The following is a 16,662-nucleotide window of genomic DNA, read 5'->3' as shown; positions in this document are numbered from 1 at the left end:
TGACTTCAGGTGCTCGGTCGCATGGGTGCCCGCCCAATTGAGATATAGGTTAGTCCCGAGGCCGTTGCGAGGCGCCCGTCAAGGATATTGCGACCATCGAAGACGACTCTGTCCTTGAGTCTGGACTGGATGGCGTGAAAATCCGGGCTGCGGAACTCTGACCATTCGGTGAGCACGGCCAGGGCGTCAGCACCCTCGAGGGCGCTGTGTGCGTCATCGACGAGCACCAGATCGGGCCGCTCCCCGTAGATCCGCTGCGTCTCATGCATCGCGACCGGATCATAGGCGCGCACCGTGGCGCCCGCGGCCCACAGCGACTCGATCAACACGCGGCTCGAGGCCTCGCGCATGTCATCGGTATTGGGTTTGAAAGCAAGGCCCCAGATCGCGATCGTGCGCCCGGCGAGATCGTCGTTGAAATACGTCTTGATCTTATTGAAAATCAAATCCTTTTGTCTGAAATTGACCTCCTCGACCGCCTGGAGCAACTGCGGCTTGTAGCCGAGTCCGCGGGCCGTCCGCTCCAGCGCGCGCACATCCTTCGGGAAGCAGGAGCCGCCATATCCACAGCCGGGATAGATGAATTGGTAACCGATGCGGGGGTCCGACCCGATACCGATTCGGACCTTCTCGATGTCGGCACCGACCGCCTCGGCAATGTTCGAGAGTTCGTTCATGAAGCTGATCTTGGTAGCGAGCATGGCGTTCGCGGCATATTTCGTCAGCTCCGCGGAGCGTACGTCCATCAGCATCAGACGGTCATGACTGCGATTGAAGGGGGCGTAGAGCGCCCGCAAGAGTTCGCCGGTGCGGGGATTGTCGGTACCCACGATGATCCGATCGGGGCGCATGAAATCCTCAATCGCCGCGCCCTCCTTGAGGAATTCGGGATTCGACACGACGTCGAACTCGACCTCGGCGTCGCGCGCGCGCAGTGCCTCGGAGACGGCCGCGGCAACCTGGTCCGCGGTGCCGACCGGCACGGTCGACTTATTGACGATGATGCGATAGCCATCCATATGGCTACCGATACTGCGTGCGACGGCGAGGACATACTGGAGATCCGCCGAGCCGTCTTCGTCGGGTGGGGTGCCCACCGCGATGAACTGAAAGAGTCCATGCCGAACGCCTTCCGCGGCATCGGTGGAGAAGCTCAGGCGGCCCGCATCCCGGTTTTGTTTGATCATCTCTTCGAGCCCAGGCTCGTAGATCGGCACTCCGCCGCTGTTGAGTAGGTCGATCTTGCGGGGGTCGACGTCGATGCACAGGACCCGATTGCCCACTTCAGCCAGGCAGGCGCCCGTGACTAACCCGACATATCCACTACCAAAAATCGTTACATCCATTCTCGGCCCCCAGGCGCGTGTTCACGAGAGTTCGTTTGAGATGATGACAATCGCGGCCGGTCTCATGGCCGCAACCATCATTCAGATGGCTCGTCGGGTTCGTCGGCAAGCGGTCTGCGCGGCGCGAACGGGACCCGCGCACTGATTTTAGCCTCAGTGTATGACTTCTTTCAGAAGAAAACGCCAACCAGGTGCTGTGGAGACGGTCATCGCGTGGCGTGAACGAGATGCGCCTGCGTGTTGACGCTTGGGTGAGGACGCCCTATACTGCAGCGCTCTCTTGGAGGGGTTCCCGAGCGGTCAAAGGGATCAGACTGTAAATCTGACGGCTCAGCCTTCGGAGGTTCGAATCCTCCCCCCTCCACCAAAGATGAAAGACCGTGCGGGTGTAGTTCAATGGTAGAACCTCAGCCTTCCAAGCTGATGGTGTGGGTTCGATTCCCATCACCCGCTCCATTCGATAGCCCCGTTTCAGGCTTCGATCAGGAAGCGGGTACGATTTGGCTTCGGTTGCGTGATGAAGTTTGGTCATCGCGCTGATCTGGCCGATCAGGCCGCCGCACAGCGTTCGGTCATGCAGATCAGGCCCATGTAGCTCAGCTGGTAGAGCACACCCTTGGTAAGGGTGAGGTCACCGGTTCAATTCCGGTCATGGGCTCCAAATGCCTTGAGTTCGTGTAGTGTGTCGTCCAGCGTCGATCGTCCTCTTAACTAGCGTCCAGCGTGACGTGTCGAATTGAACCATGCGGGGAGACGTTCATGTCCAAAGCAAAATTCGAGCGTAGCAAGCCACACGTGAATGTGGGCACGATTGGTCATGTAGACCATGGTAAGACGACGTTGACGGCGGCGATCACGACGCATCAGGCGAAGAAGTTTGGTGGTGAGGCGCGGGCGTACGATCAGATTGACAATGCGCCGGAGGAGCGGGAGCGTGGGATCACGATTGCCACGGCGCATGTGGAGTACGAGACGGAGCAGCGTCATTACGCGCATGTGGACTGTCCTGGTCATGCGGACTACGTGAAGAACATGATCACGGGTGCGGCGCAGATGGATGGAGCGATTTTGGTGGTGTCGGCGGCGGATGGTCCGATGCCGCAGACGCGTGAGCACATTTTGCTGTCGCGTCAGGTGGGGGTTCCGTACATTGTGGTGTATTTGAACAAGGCGGACATGGTTGACGATGCGGAGTTGCTGGAGCTGGTGGAGATGGAAGTCCGCGAGCTGTTGGACAGTTATGACTTTCCGGGTGATGACACGCCGATTGTGACGGGTTCGGCGTTGAAGGCGCTGGAAGGGGATGAGAGTGAGATGGGTACGCCGTCGATTGATCGGTTGATGGCGGCGTTGGACAGTTACATTCCGCAGCCGGAGCGGGCGGTCGATGGTGCCTTCCTGATGCCGATTGAGGATGTGTTTTCGATTTCGGGTCGGGGCACGGTGGTGACGGGTCGGATTGAGCGTGGGGTGGTCAAGGTCGGCGAGGAGGTGTCGATTGTGGGCATTCGCGCGACGGTGAAGACGACCTGCACCGGTGTGGAGATGTTCCGCAAGTTGCTCGATCAAGGTCAGGCGGGTGATAACGTTGGGGTGTTGCTGCGCGGCACCAAGCGCGAGGATGTGGAGCGTGGTCAGGTGTTGGCGAAGCCGAACACGATCACGCCGCACACGCACTTCGAGGCCGAAGTCTATGTGTTGTCGAAGGAGGAGGGTGGTCGTCACACGCCGTTCTTCAACGGCTACCGTCCGCAGTTTTACTTCCGTACGACCGACGTGACCGGCGCCTGCGAGTTGCCGGAGGGCATCGAGATGGTGATGCCGGGTGACAATGTGAAGATGACGGTGAAGCTGATCGCGCCGATTGCGATGGAAGAGGGGCTGCGTTTTGCGGTGCGCGAAGGTGGGCGGACGGTCGGCGCCGGCGTCGTCGCAAAGATTATCGAGTAAGCTAGACCCTAAATGACCAGTGGGTGGTGCCTGGTGCGCTGCCCAACGGTCATAGTGAATAGAACGATCCTAGGCCAGTAGCTCAATTGGCAGAGCAGCGGTCTCCAAAACCGCAGGTTGGGGGTTCGAGTCCCTCCTGGCCTGCCAAATAACCCTTCGCTCAGGCGATATCCAAACCCATGAATTCACGTGCAGAGGCCCGCGGGTCCGGCTTGGATACCGCCAAGCTGTCGATTGCCGCGTTGCTCATCGTCGCTGGTATTCTCGCTTTCTATTTCTTCGAGGGCTACTCGGTCCTCCTTCGCGTGATCGGTTTGCTGGTGATCGTCGGCGCCGCAGTCGCTGTTGCGTACCGCACCGAGCCCGGCCGGACACTGTGGCAATTTGCCATGGATTCGCGCATGGAGGTCCGTAAGGTCGTGTGGCCGTCCCGTCAGGAGACGCTGCAAACAACCTTGATCGTGATCGTGATGGTCCTGATCGTTGGCCTCATCCTGTGGTTGTTCGATATGGTCCTGATGGCCATTTTGCGCTTCCTGACCGGCCAAGGGGGTTAGACACGTCATGCGGTGGTACGTCGTTCATGCGTACTCCGGCTTCGAGGGGCAGGTCAAGCGCTCGCTCGAGGATCGGATCAAGCGTGCGGGTCTGAGTGAGCGCTTCGGGCTCATCCTCGTTCCAACGGAAGAAGTCGTTGAGATGCGTGGTGGGCAGCAGCGCAAAAGCGAGCGGAAATTCTTCCCCGGTTACGTCCTGGTTCAGATGGAGATGACCGACGAGACCTGGCACCTCGTCAAAAGCATTCCGAAGGTGATGGGCTTTATCGGTGGCACCGGCGATCGTCCGGCACCGATCCCGGATGCGCAAGCCGATGCCATCCTCACCCGGTTGCAAGAAGGTGGCGAGAAGCCGCGTCCAAAGGTGCTCTATGAGCCGGGCGAGGTCGTTCGTGTCGTCGATGGACCCTTTACGGACTTCAATGGCGTCGTCGAGGATGTGGATTACGACAAGAGTCGAGTTAAGGTCTCGGTCCTGATCTTCGGTCGCGCGACGCCGGTCGAACTCGAGTTCGCGCAGGTCGAGAAGGCATAAGCAGGCCACTTGTCTCGGCAGCCCGATCACGGGTCGCGCCATGCGAGCCCTCGCGCACCGCACCACACGCTCGTCGCCTCTGCGCGACGATCATACCCTGTCCCTGCGGGGACCTTGACGCGGGGGAGCCAGGTCGCATGCCCTGGCGCGATGACCCCACTGGAGAAACATCGTGGCGAAAAAGATCAACGCCTACATCAAGCTGCAGGTGAAGGCGGGCGAGGCGAATCCCAGCCCTCCCGTCGGCCCTGCGCTTGGTCAGCACGGCGTCAACATCATGGAGTTCTGCAAGACGTTCAACGCGCGCACCCAGGAACTCGAGAAGGGGATGCCGATTCCGGTCGTGATCACCGTGTATTCAGATCGGAGTTTCACCTTCATCACCAAGACGCCGCCCGCGGCGGTTTTGTTGAAAAAGATCACAGGGATCCCGAAGGGCAGCCCAAATCCGAATACGAACAAGGTCGGGACTGTTACGCGCGAGCAGCTCGAGCAGATCGCCAATACCAAGATGCCCGATCTTACGGCGGCGGATCTCGACGCGGCAGTGCGGACTATCGCAGGCAGTGCGCGGGCCATGGGTCTTGATGTGGAAGGGGTAAACTGATGGCACGCATCTCTAAACGCATGCGCGAGATTCATGAACGGATCGAGCATGGGAGGCTGTACCCAGCCGAGGAGGCCTTCGCGCTTCTGCATGATCTCTCGCGTGTCAAATTTCCTGAGAGTGTCGATGTCGCCGTCAATCTTGGCGTTGACCCGCGCAAGTCCGATCAGGTGGTGCGTGGCTCCACCGTCTTACCACACGGGATCGGAAAAACCGTGCGCGTGGCCGTGTTCGCACAGGGCGCAGCAGCCGATGCCGCCACCGAGGCGGGCGCCGATCGTGTGGGGTTCGATGATCTCGCGGAGGATATCAAAGCGGGTCAACTCGACTTCGATGTCGTCGTTGCCTCACCGGACGCCATGCGGCTCGTCGGTCAGCTTGGGAAGATTCTGGGCCCGCGAGGCCTGATGCCCAATCCAAAAGTCGGCACCGTGACGCCCGATGTTGCCGAGGCCGTTCGCAATGCCAAGGCAGGCCAGGTTCGCTACCGCACCGATAAAGCAGGCATCATCCACTGCCCACTGGGTAAGGCCGATTTCGAGCCGGTGAAGCTGCGCGAGAACCTTGAGGCCTTGCTTGCCAACCTGATGCGAGCGAAGCCGAGCAGTTCGAAGGGCGTCTATATGCGTAAGGTGACGGTTTCGACCACCATGGGGCCCGGCGTGACGGTCGATCATGGTGCGTTGAGTTTCTAGTGCGCTGGCGGCCAGCATGGCTGCCTGATGCCCAACATCTTTGGGGTCCTGGTGCACGCCGGGAGCCGTCAAAGACCGCAGGTGTCTCGAGCGTGACAGGGCGTTGTGCGACGAGACTTAATGACCGGTGAGCCTGCGCAGACGGTGCTCCAGAATCAGTCATTCCGCTGATGACGGTGCACAGGTTTGTTGTCGAATGCGTGCCAGGACGGTGCGGGATTCGACAGCCCCGGTTCAGGCCGGGTCTCACGATAACAGGTGACGAACATGGCGCTGAATTTTGCGCAAAAGCAAGCAATCGTCGCCGAAGTCGCGGAAGTTGCCAAGAGTGCCTACTCGGCGATCGGAGCCGAGTACCGAGGGTTGACGGTCGAGCAGATGACCCGTCTGCGTGTGGAAGCACGCAAGGCGGATGTCTATGTTCGCGTCGTCAAGAATACCCTGGCCAGGCGCGCGCTGAAGGACACGGACTTCGAATGCATGAGTGCCGGTCTGACCGGCCCGCTCATGCTCGCATTCTCGCGGGAAGATCCGGGTTCGGCCGCGCGTGTCATGGAGGCCTTTGCAAAGGACCACAACAAGGTCGAGGTGCGCTTGGTCGCACTCGGCGGAAAGCTGCTCGATCCGTCGGAACTTGGCAATCTCGCCAAGATGCCGACTCGCGATCAGGCATTGAGTACGCTGATGGCCGTGATGAAGGCTCCGGTGCAAAAACTCGCGGCAACGATCAACGAGGTGCCGGGTAAGTTGGTCCGGACGATCGCCGCGATTCGCGATGCCAAAGAAGCCGCCTAGGCGGGATATATCGGCCCGCTATTCAACGATTTGATTGAGTTCAGGAGCATAACCATGTCCGTCTCGAAAGACGACATCCTTGAAGCCATTGGGAACATGACCGTGCTGGAGGTTGTCGACCTCATCAGCGCAATGGAAGAAAAGTTCGGTGTGACGGCCGCCGCCGCTGTTGCCGCTCCGGTTGCCGGGGCGGGTGCGGCAGACGCTGCGCCGGTCGAGGAGCAAACCGAATTTGACGTGATTCTTGCCTCGTTCGGTGCCAATAAGGTCGCGGTCATCAAAGCGGTTCGTTCGCTGACGGGCCTGGGCCTGAAGGAAGCGAAGGACGCGGTCGAAGGAGCTCCGACGACTCTGAAGGAGGCCATCTCCAAGGGTGAGGCCGAAGAGGCGAAGAAACTCCTCGAAGAGGCGGGTGCCACGGTCGAAGTGAAGTAACGGCGCTTTGCGTCGTCGCGAACTTGGTCGGATCATGGGGCTGGCGGCGAGATGCCGCCGGCCTTTCGCCGTTGTCTCGCTGGAGCGCTCGCGGTGATGGAACGGCACGCGTTCCTCGTAGGGCGTCGCCCCGGGGTGTTTCGAAATCCGTGGCTGCGGGTCTTGCGATGGCCGCGGCTGCGCGCACTGGACGCGACGTTGGTCGGGAGATGCCGGGATGCACGCGCCACGACGGATCTGGAGTCGCGAGGCGGCCCGGTGAACCCTGGATCCAATATCGTGTCGCCCTGTCGTGACGAGCGCTGATCCACCTCGCGCCTGGCGAGCATCCAAGGCAGCGCGGGACCAGATGACTCATCGTTGACGTGGACGCCAGATGCAGCATCACCTCGTCCTGGACACAAGCACGTACTCTTGAGGGTAAGGCATAATGGCTTATTCGTTCACCGAAAAAAAGCGCATTCGTAAAGACTTCGGCAAGCGTCCGAGCATCCTGGATGTCCCCTTCCTGCTAGCGACTCAAATCGAGTCCTACCGTGAATTTCTGCAGGCCGACCTGTCGCTCGCCGAGCGGCGCGACGTCGGGCTGCATGCCGCGTTCAAAACCGTCTTTCCGATTGAGAGCTACTCGGGTAACGCCGTCCTCGAGTATGTGCGGTATCGTCTCGGTGAGCCGGTCTTCGACGAGCGCGAATGCCACCTGCGCGGCGCGACCTTCGCCGCGCCCTTGCGCGTGCTGCTGCGATTGGTGATCTACGATCGTGACGCGCCCGCTGGCTCGAAGATCGTCAAGGACGTCCGTGAGCAAGAGGTCTACATGGGGGAATTGCCCCTGATGACCGGAACCGGCACCTTTATCATCAACGGAACCGAGCGGGTCATCGTCTCGCAGTTGCATCGCTCGCCCGGTGTCTTCTTCGATCACGACAAGGGGAAGACGCACTCCTCGGGAAAGCTTCTCTTCTCCGCACGGGTCATTCCTTACCGTGGGTCCTGGCTCGATTTCGAATTCGACCCCAAGGACAACGTGTTCGTGCGCATCGACCGGCGTCGCAAACTGCCGGCGACCATCCTGCTGCGTGCGCTCGGTTACGGCGTCGAGGACATCCTCGGGCATTTCTTCGAGACGGATACCTTCCGCATCCAGGACGGTTCGCTCACCCTCGATCTCGTGCCCGAGCGTTTGCGGGGCGAGACGGTCGGTTTCGATGTCATGCTGGGCGAGGAGGTGCTCGTCGAGGCGGGCCGACGTGTCACCGCGCGTCACATTCGTGAACTGCAGAAGGCCGGCATCGAACGATTGGATGTGCCGACCACCTTCTTGATCGGGCGCGTGCTGGCCCACCCGCAGGTCGATACCGAGACCGGCGAGATCATCGCCGAGGCCAATACCGAGATCACAGCCGAACTCCTCGAAGTCTTGCTCGACAAGGGTGTCGAGACCCTCGAAACCTTGTTCGTCAATGATCTCGACCATGGTCCCTACATCTCCGACACCCTGCGGATCGATCCGACCACCAGTGATCTCGAGGCACAGGTCGAGATCTATCGGATGATGCGCCCGGGCGAGCCGCCGACGAAGGAAGCGGCGCAAAATCTCTTCCACAATCTCTTCTTCACGCCAGATCGTTATGATCTCTCTGCCGTGGGACGGATGAAATTCAATCGCCGACTCGGCCGGGCCAGCGAAACGGGTCCGGGGGTGGTGTATGACGGTTGCTATTTCAGCAACCGCAATGACGAGTTCTCCAAGCGGCTCTACGAGGAGCATGGCACCTCGTCGGACATCATCGATGCCTTGAAGGTCTTGGTGGAGTTGCGCAATGGGCGTGGCAGCGTCGACGACATCGACCATCTCGGGAACCGCCGGATCCGCTGCGTCGGTGAAATGGCCGAGAATCAGTTCCGGATCGGTCTCGTCCGCGTCGAGCGCGCGGTCAAGGAGCGACTGTCCCTAGCCGAGTCAGAGGGGTTGATGCCGCAGGAGCTGATCAATGCCAAGCCGGTCTCCGCGGCCATCAAGGAGTTTTTTGGCTCGAGTCAGCTCTCTCAGTTCATGGATCAGAACAACCCGCTCTCGGAGGTCACGCACAAGCGTCGGGTCTCGGCCTTGGGGCCGGGCGGGCTCGCGCGGGAACGGGCAGGCTTCGAAGTGCGTGATGTGCACCCGACCCACTATGGCCGTGTCTGTCCGATTGAGACGCCCGAGGGACCGAATATCGGCTTGATCAATTCGCTCGCGGTCTATGCGCGGACCAATTCCTACGGGTTCCTGGAAACACCCTACCGCAAGGTCGAGGGTGGCCGGGTGACGTTTGAGATCCAGTATCTCTCGGCGATCGAGGAGGGCAATTACGTGATTGCCCAGGCTAACGCAACCCTCGACGGTGAAGGCAATCTGGCTGATGCCCTGGTGTCGTGCCGTCACGCCAATGAGTTCACGATGCGCGCGCCAGACGAGGTCCAGTTGATGGACGTCTCGCCACGTCAGATCGTCTCAGTTGCCGCCTCCTTGATCCCCTTCCTGGAACATGACGACGCGAACCGCGCGCTCATGGGATCGAACATGCAGCGCCAAGCCGTGCCGACGCTCCGGGCCGAGAAGCCGTTGGTGGGCACCGGCATGGAGCGCGTCGTGGCGAAGGATTCGGGGGTCTGTGTCCTGGCCCGCCGCGGCGGCGTGATCGAGTCGGTTGATGCCGCTCGCATCGTGGTCCGGGTCAACGATGACGAGGCGGTGGCGGGGGTGCCGGGTGTCGACATCTACAACCTGACGAAATACACGCGCTCGAATCAGAACACCTGTATCAATCAACGGCCATTGGTGCGTCCGGGTGATGTGGTTGCGTGCGACGACGTCCTGGCGGACGGACCCTCGACCGACATGGGCGAGCTGGCGCTGGGGCAAAATCTCCGCGTCGCCTTCATGCCCTGGAATGGTTATAACTTCGAGGATTCGATCCTGATTTCGGAGCGTCTCGTCCAGGAAGACCGCTTCACGAGCATCCATATCGAGGAACTCGCCTGTCTCGCGCGTGACACCAAGCTCGGTCCCGAGGAAATCACCAGTGATATTCCCAATGTGGGCGAGTCCGCGCTGGCGAAGCTCGACGAGTCGGGCATCGTCTATGTGGGCGCCGAGGTGCGTGACGGCGACATTCTGGTTGGCAAGGTGACACCCAAGGGCGAGACCCAACTCACCCCGGAGGAAAAGCTGCTGCGCGCCATCTTCGGTGAGAAGGCCTCCGACGTGAAGGACACCTCCCTGCGTTTGCCCTCGGGGATGAATGGGACGGTTGTCGACGTCCAGGTCTTCACCCGCGATGGCGTGGAGAAAGACAAGCGGGCACTCGAGATCGAGGACATGGAGCTCGACCGTGTTCGCAAGGACTTCGCCGATCAGCAGCGGATCATGGAGAACGACACCTTCCAACGGGTTGAGCGTCTGCTCGTCGGCAAGATCGCCGATGGGGGGCCGCGCAATCTGGCGCCTGGTGCGAAGGTCACGAAGGCCTATCTCCAGGATCTGGCCTCGCAGGGTTCACGTGATCAATGGTTCGAGATTCGGATGCGTTCCGAGGAGATCGCGCTGCAACTCGAAGCCGTTGCGACCCAGATCAAACAGCAACGCGAGGAGTTCCGCGATCGCTATGAGGTGAAGAAGCGGAAGATTTCCAGTGGCGATGATCTCGCCCCCGGAGTCCTGAAGATGGTGAAGGTGTATGTCGCCGTCAAGCGTCGGGTCCAGCCCGGGGACAAGATGGCGGGTCGTCATGGGAACAAGGGTGTGATCTCGAAGGTGGTCCCGATCGAGGATATGCCGTTCTCCGCGGATGGCGAGCCGGTCGACATCGTGCTGAATCCGCTCGGCGTGCCCTCGCGGATGAATGTCGGACAGGTGCTCGAGACCCACCTCGGCTGGGCCGCGCATGGGTTGGGGGTCAAGATCGACCAGATGCTGCGCTCGCACGTCGCGGTGCAGGAGCTACGGACCTTCTTAGACCAGATCTACAACGCCAGTGGCAAGACTGAGTCGCTCGGCGACTTTTCGGACGAGGAGATCCTCGAACTCGCCCGCCATCTCACGGCTGGGGTCCCACTCGCGACCCCCGTTTTCGATGGGGCGACGGAAGACGAGATCCGGGCGATGCTCAAGCTTGCCGATCGCGACAACTCCGACGTGGGCATTCCGAGTGGTCAGACTCAGTTGTACGACGGTCGCACCGGCGACCCGTTCGAGCGGCCGGTCACCGTCGGGTACATGTACATGATCAAGCTCAACCACCTTGTCGACGACAAGATGCACGCACGCTCGACCGGGCCTTACAGCCTCGTGACACAGCAGCCGCTGGGAGGCAAGGCGCAGTTCGGTGGTCAACGCTTCGGGGAGATGGAGGTGTGGGCGCTGGAGGCCTATGGCGCGGCCTATACCCTTCAGGAAATGCTCACAGTCAAATCCGACGACGTCAATGGGCGGACGAAGATGTACAAGAACATCGTCGATGGTGACCATCGCATGGAGGCCGGGATGCCCGAGTCCTTTAACGTGCTGGTCAAGGAAATCCGCTCCCTGGCTATCAACGTGGAACTCAAGCAGGACTGATCGGAACGCGAGCGCTGGGGCGGATGCCGTTGGATGCCAGCGGCCTGTCCCAATCCCAGCGCGACCGTGCAAGCGGGCTAGGCAAGATGGACTGGCGCTCATTACTGGGTTTGGCCCGGTGCGCCGAGCCGCCATGGGTTGATGCCGGACCATTCCGGTCGTGCCCGGCTGATCGCCGATAATTGTCATCGCAGGCAGGAGAAGAAGATCTTGAAAGATCTATTGAACATCATCAAGCAACAGGGCCAGGCACTGGAATTCGACGCGATCAAGATCGGACTCGCCTCCCCCGAGATGATCCGTTCCTGGTCCTACGGCGAGGTCAAGAAGCCAGAGACGATCAACTATCGCACCTTCAAGCCCGAGCGTGATGGGCTCTTCTGCGCGAAGATCTTCGGCCCCATCACCGACTACGAGTGCATCTGCGGCAAGTATAAGCGCCTGAAGCATCGCGGCGTCGTGTGCGAGAAATGCGGTGTTGAGGTCACCCTGGCAAAGGTGCGCCGTGAGCGTATGGGGCACATCGATCTCGCCAGCCCGGTGGCACACATCTGGTTCCTGAAGTCACTGCCCTCGCGGATCGGTCTGCTCCTCGATATGACGTTGCGCGACATCGAGCGCATTCTCTACTTCGAGTCCTTCGTCGTGGTCGAGCCGGGGTTGGTGCAAGAACTCGAGCGTGGTCAACTCCTGAACGACGAGCAGTATCTGGAGGTGCTCGAGGCGAACGGTGACGAATTCGACGCACGCATGGGCGCCGAAGCGGTCTATGAGTTGCTGCGCACCATTGATATGGAAGCCGAGATTCGGCGCATGCGCGAAGAGATCGAGAGCACCAACTCCGAGACCAAGATCAAAAAACTGTCGAAGCGGCTCAAATTGATGGAGTCGCTGCTGGCTTCGGGGAATCGTCCCGAGTGGATGATCCTTACGGTGCTGCCGGTCCTGCCGCCAGAGTTGCGCCCGCTCGTGCCGCTCGATGGCGGGCGGTTCGCCACCTCCGATCTCAATGATCTCTATCGGCGCGTGATCAATCGCAACAACCGGCTCAAGCGCTTGCTCGATCTGGTGGCGCCCGACATTATCGTGCGCAACGAGAAACGGATGCTGCAGGAATCGGTCGACGCGCTGCTCGATAACGGGCGGCGCGGTCGCGCGATCACCGGCACCAACAAGCGCCCGCTGAAATCCCTGGCCGACATGATCAAGGGGAAACAGGGCCGGTTCCGCCAGAACCTGTTGGGCAAGCGCGTCGATTATTCCGGCCGGTCGGTGATCGTGGTCGGCCCGACCCTGATGTTGCACCAGTGTGGTCTGCCCAAGCGGATGGCGCTCGAGCTCTTTAAGCCATTCATTTTCAGCAAGCTGCAATTGCGTGGACTCGCCGCGACCATCAAGGCCGCCAAGAAGATGGTCGAACGGGGTACGCCCGAGGTCTGGGACATCCTCGACGAGGTCATCCGCGAGCATCCGGTCATGCTCAACCGTGCTCCGACCCTCCATCGGCTTGGCATCCAGGCGTTCGAGCCGGTGCTGATCGAGGGCAAGGCGATCCAACTGCATCCGCTCGTCTGTACCGCATTCAATGCCGACTTCGACGGCGATCAGATGGCCGTGCATGTCCCGCTCTCGTTGGAGGCGCAGTTAGAGGCGCGCGCCCTGATGATGGCCTCCAACAACATCCTCTCGCCGGCTAATGGGGAGCCCATCATCGTTCCTTCACAGGACGTGGTCCTCGGGCTGTATTACATGACCCGCGAGCGCGTGAACGCCAAGGGCGAGGGCTCTGTGTTCGTCGACATCGACGAGGCGCGCCGCGCCTACGAGACCGGACACGCTGACCTCCACGCACGGTGCAAGGTTCGTATCCGCGAGGTGATCAAGCAGAAGGATGGCTCCATGGTGGAGGGCATCGCGATCCGTGAGACCACCGTCGGGCGCGCCCTGGTGTTTGCCATCGTGCCGGATGGCCTGCCCTTTGAGCTCGTTGATCAACCGCTGGGGAAGAAGCAGATCTCGCGCCTGATCAACACCTGCTACCGGCAGCTCGGTCTGAAGGATACGGTCGTGTTCGCGGACCAGGTCATGTATCTGGGGTTCCGCATGGCGACGCGCGCCGGTGTCTCGATTGGGTTGGAGGATATGGCGGTGCCCGACGAGAAGGCGACGATCCTGGCCGGCGCTGAGAAAGAGGTCAAGGAGATTCAGGACCAATATTCCTCCGGGTTGGTCACCAACGGTGAGCGGTATAACAAGGTCGTTGATATCTGGTCGCACACCAATGACCGCGTCGCCAAGTCGATGATGAGCAAGCTCGGCAAGGAAAGCGTCCTGGATCGCGATGGCAATGAGGTGACGCAGGATTCGTTCAACTCCATCTACATGATGGCGGACTCCGGTGCCCGCGGCTCCGCCGCTCAGATCCGCCAATTGGCCGGTATGCGTGGACTCATGGCCAAACCGGATGGCTCTATCATCGAGACCCCGATCACGGCCAACTTCCGTGAGGGTCTGAACGTCATCCAGTACTTCATCTCGACGCACGGCGCTCGCAAGGGACTGGCCGATACCGCGCTGAAGACAGCGAACTCGGGTTATCTGACCCGACGTCTCGTCGACGTGGCGCAGGATATGGTGGTTCTGGAGGAGGATTGTGGAACCGAAGGCGGCTTGATCATGACCCCGATCATCGAGGGTGGTGATGTCGTCGAACCATTGCGTGAGCGGATCCTGGGTCGGGTGACCGCGGTGGATATCTACCATCCGCGCACCGAGGAACTGGTCTGCTCGGCCGGAACCCTGCTTGATGAATCCTGGGTCGGTCGCTTCGAGGAGTTCGGGATCGACCAGGTGCGGGTGCGCTCACCCATCACCTGCGAGGCGCGTCTCGGCGTTTGCGCTCAGTGCTATGGGCGTGATCTGGCGCGCGGTCATCGCGTGAATCTCGGCGAGGCGGTTGGCGTCATCGCTGCCCAGTCGATCGGCGAGCCTGGCACCCAGTTGACGATGCGGACCTTCCATATCGGTGGGGCCGCCTCCCGTGCGGCGGCGGTCAACAGCATCGACATTAAGAATGCCGGCTCGGTGCGCCTGCACAACCTCAAGGTGGTCGACCACCACTCGGGCAAAAACCTGGTGGCCGTGTCGCGCTCCGGCGAACTGACGGTGGTCGATGATCGTGGCCTTGAGAAAGAGCGCTATAAAGTCCCGTACGGGGCGAGTCTTCACGTGCCCGATGGTGCATCCGTGCAGCCGGGCGATGTGGTGGCGAACTGGGATCCCCATACCCATCCAGTCGTCACCGAGGTGGCGGGCACGCTGGCGTTCGAAGACTTCATCGAGGGGGTGACGGTGCAGGCGCAGGTCGATGACCAGACGGGTCTGACTTCGCGTGTCGTCATCGATCCGAAACAGCGCCCGGCGGTTGGCAAGGATTTGCGACCCATGGTCAAGCTGCTCGACGATGAGGGCAACGAGCTGAAGATTTCAGGGACCGATTTGCCCGCGCGCTATGCCTTGCCCTCGGGCGCGATCGTGGGGGTGGAGGATGGGGCGAGTGTTGGCGTTGGCGACGTGCTTGCGCGCATCCCGCAGGAATCGACCAAAACGCGCGACATCACCGGCGGTCTGCCGCGGGTGGCCGACCTGTTCGAGGCACGGAAACCGAAGGAAGCGGCACTCCTCGCCGAGGCGAGCGGCACCATCGGATTTGGTAAGGATACCAAGGGCAAGCAACGTCTGATCATCACCAAGGACGATGGCGAGACGGTTGAGGAACTGATTCCGAAATGGCGGCATGTCAACGTGTTCGAGGGTGAGCGCGTGGAGCGCGGCGAGGTGATTGCCGACGGCGAACTGGCCTTGCATGACATTCTGCGTCTCAAGGGCGTGACCGCGCTGGCGGAATATCTGGTCAAGGAGATCCAGGACGTCTATCGACTGCAGGGCGTGAAGATCAACGACAAGCATATTGAAGTCATCGCGCGTCAGATGTTGCGCAAGGTCGAGGTGAGTTCGGCTGGCGACACCCGTTTGCTTCGTGGTGAGCAAGTGGAATACGCAGTGTTGCTTGACGAGAACAAGCGCGTTATGGCCGAGGACAAACAGCCTGCCCTCTTCGAGCCTTTGCTGCTGGGGATCACCAAGGCCTCTTTGGCAACCGAGTCCTTCATCTCGGCGGCATCGTTCCAGGAGACGACACGCGTGTTGACGGAAGCAGCCGTGCGCGGTTCGACTGACCGCCTGGTCGGACTGAAAGAAAACGTCATCGTCGGGCGGTTGATCCCGGCTGGCACCGGGCTGGCGCACCATCACGAGCGCCGCCGTCAGCGCCAGCTGGAGCTGACGAGTTCCGGGAAGATCGAGATGGCACCCGAGGACCTTGAGGAGGCGTTGAAGCAGGCGCTCAACACCTCCGAGGCGGAGTGAGTTCACTCGCCGGACCCCGCGGGTGTTGCTAACCGCTTGAGATCCTGTGGCCCGGTTGACACCACCGGGCTCGCTCCCTATACTGCTCGGTCTCAGCTAGCCGGCCTTGTGCCGGCTAGCCTCTTTTCCCTAGGTCTGGTTCCCCGGTCTGGGCGCATGTCAGCCTGGTCCCCGAGTCGATCGAGTGCCTTCGTGCGGATCATCCGGCTATCGAGGCGGTTGCTCTTCGCGCAGGAATCGCTTCGCTCGAGTTTTCGGCGCCGCGGCGCCTTTGGAGACTGATTGAATGGCAACGATCAACCAATTGGTGCGCAAGCCGCGTCGGCGCAATGTCGCGAAAAGCACGGTGCCCGCGCTTGAAGCCTGCCCGCAACGTCGTGGGGTCTGCACGCGCGTCTATACGACGACGCCGAAGAAACCGAACTCCGCACTTCGTAAAGTCGCTCGGGTTCGCCTGACTAACGGTTACGAGGTTGCGTCTTATATTGGTGGCGAGGGGCATAACCTCCAAGAGCACTCGGTGGTGCTCATCCGTGGCGGGCGTGTCAAGGACTTGCCGGGTGTTCGGTATCACACCGTTCGTGGAACGCTGGATACATCGGGTGTCGAGAAGCGTCGTCAAGGTCGATCTAAGTACGGCGCCAAGCGACCGAAGAGCTAGCGCCCGTTTCAAGGGTGCGTGCATGACATGGTCGGATCGCGCCTGGTGCG

At 60.9% G+C, this 16,662-nt stretch carries 11 protein-coding genes and 4 tRNA genes; 14 read left to right on the top strand and 1 reads right to left on the bottom strand.

Annotation, left to right across the window (positions count from 1 at the left end; translation table 11 throughout):
- Positions 1–5: 5 nt before the first annotated feature.
- Positions 6–1,346, bottom strand: a complete 1,341-nt coding sequence (locus tag CKO25_RS10875; protein WP_200387961.1) for a UDP-glucose dehydrogenase family protein — start codon at positions 1,344–1,346, stop codon at positions 6–8.
- A 282-nt stretch (positions 1,347–1,628) separates the two neighbouring features.
- Here CKO25_RS10875 and CKO25_RS10870 point away from each other — a divergent pair.
- The 14 genes from CKO25_RS10870 (at position 1,629) to rpsL (ending at position 16,612) form a co-directional block, all read left to right on the top strand.
- Positions 1,629–1,713, top strand: a tRNA-Tyr gene (locus tag CKO25_RS10870).
- A gap of 15 nt (positions 1,714–1,728) precedes the next feature.
- Positions 1,729–1,802 (top strand) — tRNA-Gly (locus CKO25_RS10865).
- Positions 1,803–1,931: 129 nt separating this feature from the next.
- A tRNA-Thr gene (locus tag CKO25_RS10860) sits at positions 1,932–2,007 on the top strand.
- A gap of 98 nt (positions 2,008–2,105) precedes the next feature.
- Positions 2,106–3,296: an elongation factor Tu gene (tuf, locus tag CKO25_RS10855; RefSeq protein ID WP_200387949.1), complete on the top strand. Its 1,191-nt coding sequence runs from the start codon at positions 2,106–2,108 to the stop codon at positions 3,294–3,296.
- Between the two features lie 71 nt (positions 3,297–3,367).
- Positions 3,368–3,443 (top strand) — tRNA-Trp (locus CKO25_RS10850).
- Between the two features lie 32 nt (positions 3,444–3,475).
- A complete protein-coding gene (gene secE / locus CKO25_RS10845) occupies positions 3,476–3,853 on the top strand; it encodes a preprotein translocase subunit SecE (RefSeq protein ID WP_200387960.1) in 378 nt (125 codons plus the stop codon).
- A gap of 7 nt (positions 3,854–3,860) precedes the next feature.
- On the top strand, positions 3,861–4,388 hold the full coding sequence (nusG, locus tag CKO25_RS10840; RefSeq protein ID WP_200387959.1) for a transcription termination/antitermination protein NusG: 528 nt from the start codon (positions 3,861–3,863) through the stop codon (positions 4,386–4,388).
- A gap of 172 nt (positions 4,389–4,560) precedes the next feature.
- Positions 4,561–4,995 (top strand): 50S ribosomal protein L11, encoded by a 435-nt coding sequence (gene rplK, locus CKO25_RS10835; RefSeq protein ID WP_200387958.1) that lies wholly within the window; start codon positions 4,561–4,563, stop codon positions 4,993–4,995.
- Positions 4,995–5,690 (top strand): 50S ribosomal protein L1, encoded by a 696-nt coding sequence (gene rplA, locus CKO25_RS10830; RefSeq protein WP_200387957.1) that lies wholly within the window; start codon positions 4,995–4,997, stop codon positions 5,688–5,690. The genes rplK and rplA overlap by 1 nt, the downstream gene beginning before the upstream one ends.
- Positions 5,691–5,957: 267 nt before the next feature.
- Positions 5,958–6,485: a 50S ribosomal protein L10 gene (rplJ, locus tag CKO25_RS10825; protein WP_200387956.1), complete on the top strand. Its 528-nt coding sequence runs from the start codon at positions 5,958–5,960 to the stop codon at positions 6,483–6,485.
- A gap of 54 nt (positions 6,486–6,539) precedes the next feature.
- Entirely contained in the window at positions 6,540–6,920 is a 381-nt protein-coding gene (rplL, locus tag CKO25_RS10820) for a 50S ribosomal protein L7/L12 (RefSeq protein WP_200387955.1), read from the top strand.
- Between the two features lie 430 nt (positions 6,921–7,350).
- On the top strand, positions 7,351–11,523 hold the full coding sequence (gene rpoB / locus CKO25_RS10815) for a DNA-directed RNA polymerase subunit beta (protein WP_200387954.1): 4,173 nt from the start codon (positions 7,351–7,353) through the stop codon (positions 11,521–11,523).
- 210 nt (positions 11,524–11,733) lie between these two features.
- A complete protein-coding gene (rpoC, locus tag CKO25_RS10810) occupies positions 11,734–15,951 on the top strand; it encodes a DNA-directed RNA polymerase subunit beta' (protein ID WP_200387953.1) in 4,218 nt (1,405 codons plus the stop codon).
- 286 nt (positions 15,952–16,237) lie between these two features.
- Positions 16,238–16,612 carry a 30S ribosomal protein S12 gene (gene rpsL / locus CKO25_RS10805; protein ID WP_200387952.1) on the top strand — a complete coding sequence of 125 codons (375 nt, stop codon included), beginning with the start codon at positions 16,238–16,240 and terminating at the stop codon, positions 16,610–16,612.
- Positions 16,613–16,662: the final 50 nt, after the last annotated feature.

Origin of the sequence: Thiocapsa imhoffii, from assembly GCF_016583985.1 — a bacterium.
Classification (GTDB): domain Bacteria; phylum Pseudomonadota; class Gammaproteobacteria; order Chromatiales; family Chromatiaceae; genus Thiocapsa; species Thiocapsa imhoffii.
Note: the sequence above shows the minus strand (reverse complement) of the source record. Positions and strands in the feature narration are given on the sequence as shown.

Excerpts from the sequence above, each read along its gene's own strand:
- rpsL (WP_200387952.1), top strand. The coding sequence starts at position 16,238 with ATGGCAACGATCAACCAATTGGTGCGCAAGCCGCGTCGGCGCAATGTC.
- rplJ (WP_200387956.1), top strand. The coding sequence starts at position 5,958 with ATGGCGCTGAATTTTGCGCAAAAGCAAGCAATCGTCGCCGAAGTCGCG.
- rplA (WP_200387957.1), top strand. The coding sequence starts at position 4,995 with ATGGCACGCATCTCTAAACGCATGCGCGAGATTCATGAACGGATCGAG.
- CKO25_RS10875 (WP_200387961.1), bottom strand. The coding sequence starts at position 1,346 with ATGGATGTAACGATTTTTGGTAGTGGATATGTCGGGTTAGTCACGGGC.
- rplL (WP_200387955.1), top strand. The coding sequence starts at position 6,540 with ATGTCCGTCTCGAAAGACGACATCCTTGAAGCCATTGGGAACATGACC.
- nusG (WP_200387959.1), top strand. The coding sequence starts at position 3,861 with ATGCGGTGGTACGTCGTTCATGCGTACTCCGGCTTCGAGGGGCAGGTC.
- rpoB (WP_200387954.1), top strand. The coding sequence starts at position 7,351 with ATGGCTTATTCGTTCACCGAAAAAAAGCGCATTCGTAAAGACTTCGGC.
- secE (WP_200387960.1), top strand. The coding sequence starts at position 3,476 with ATGAATTCACGTGCAGAGGCCCGCGGGTCCGGCTTGGATACCGCCAAG.
- tuf (WP_200387949.1), top strand. The coding sequence starts at position 2,106 with ATGTCCAAAGCAAAATTCGAGCGTAGCAAGCCACACGTGAATGTGGGC.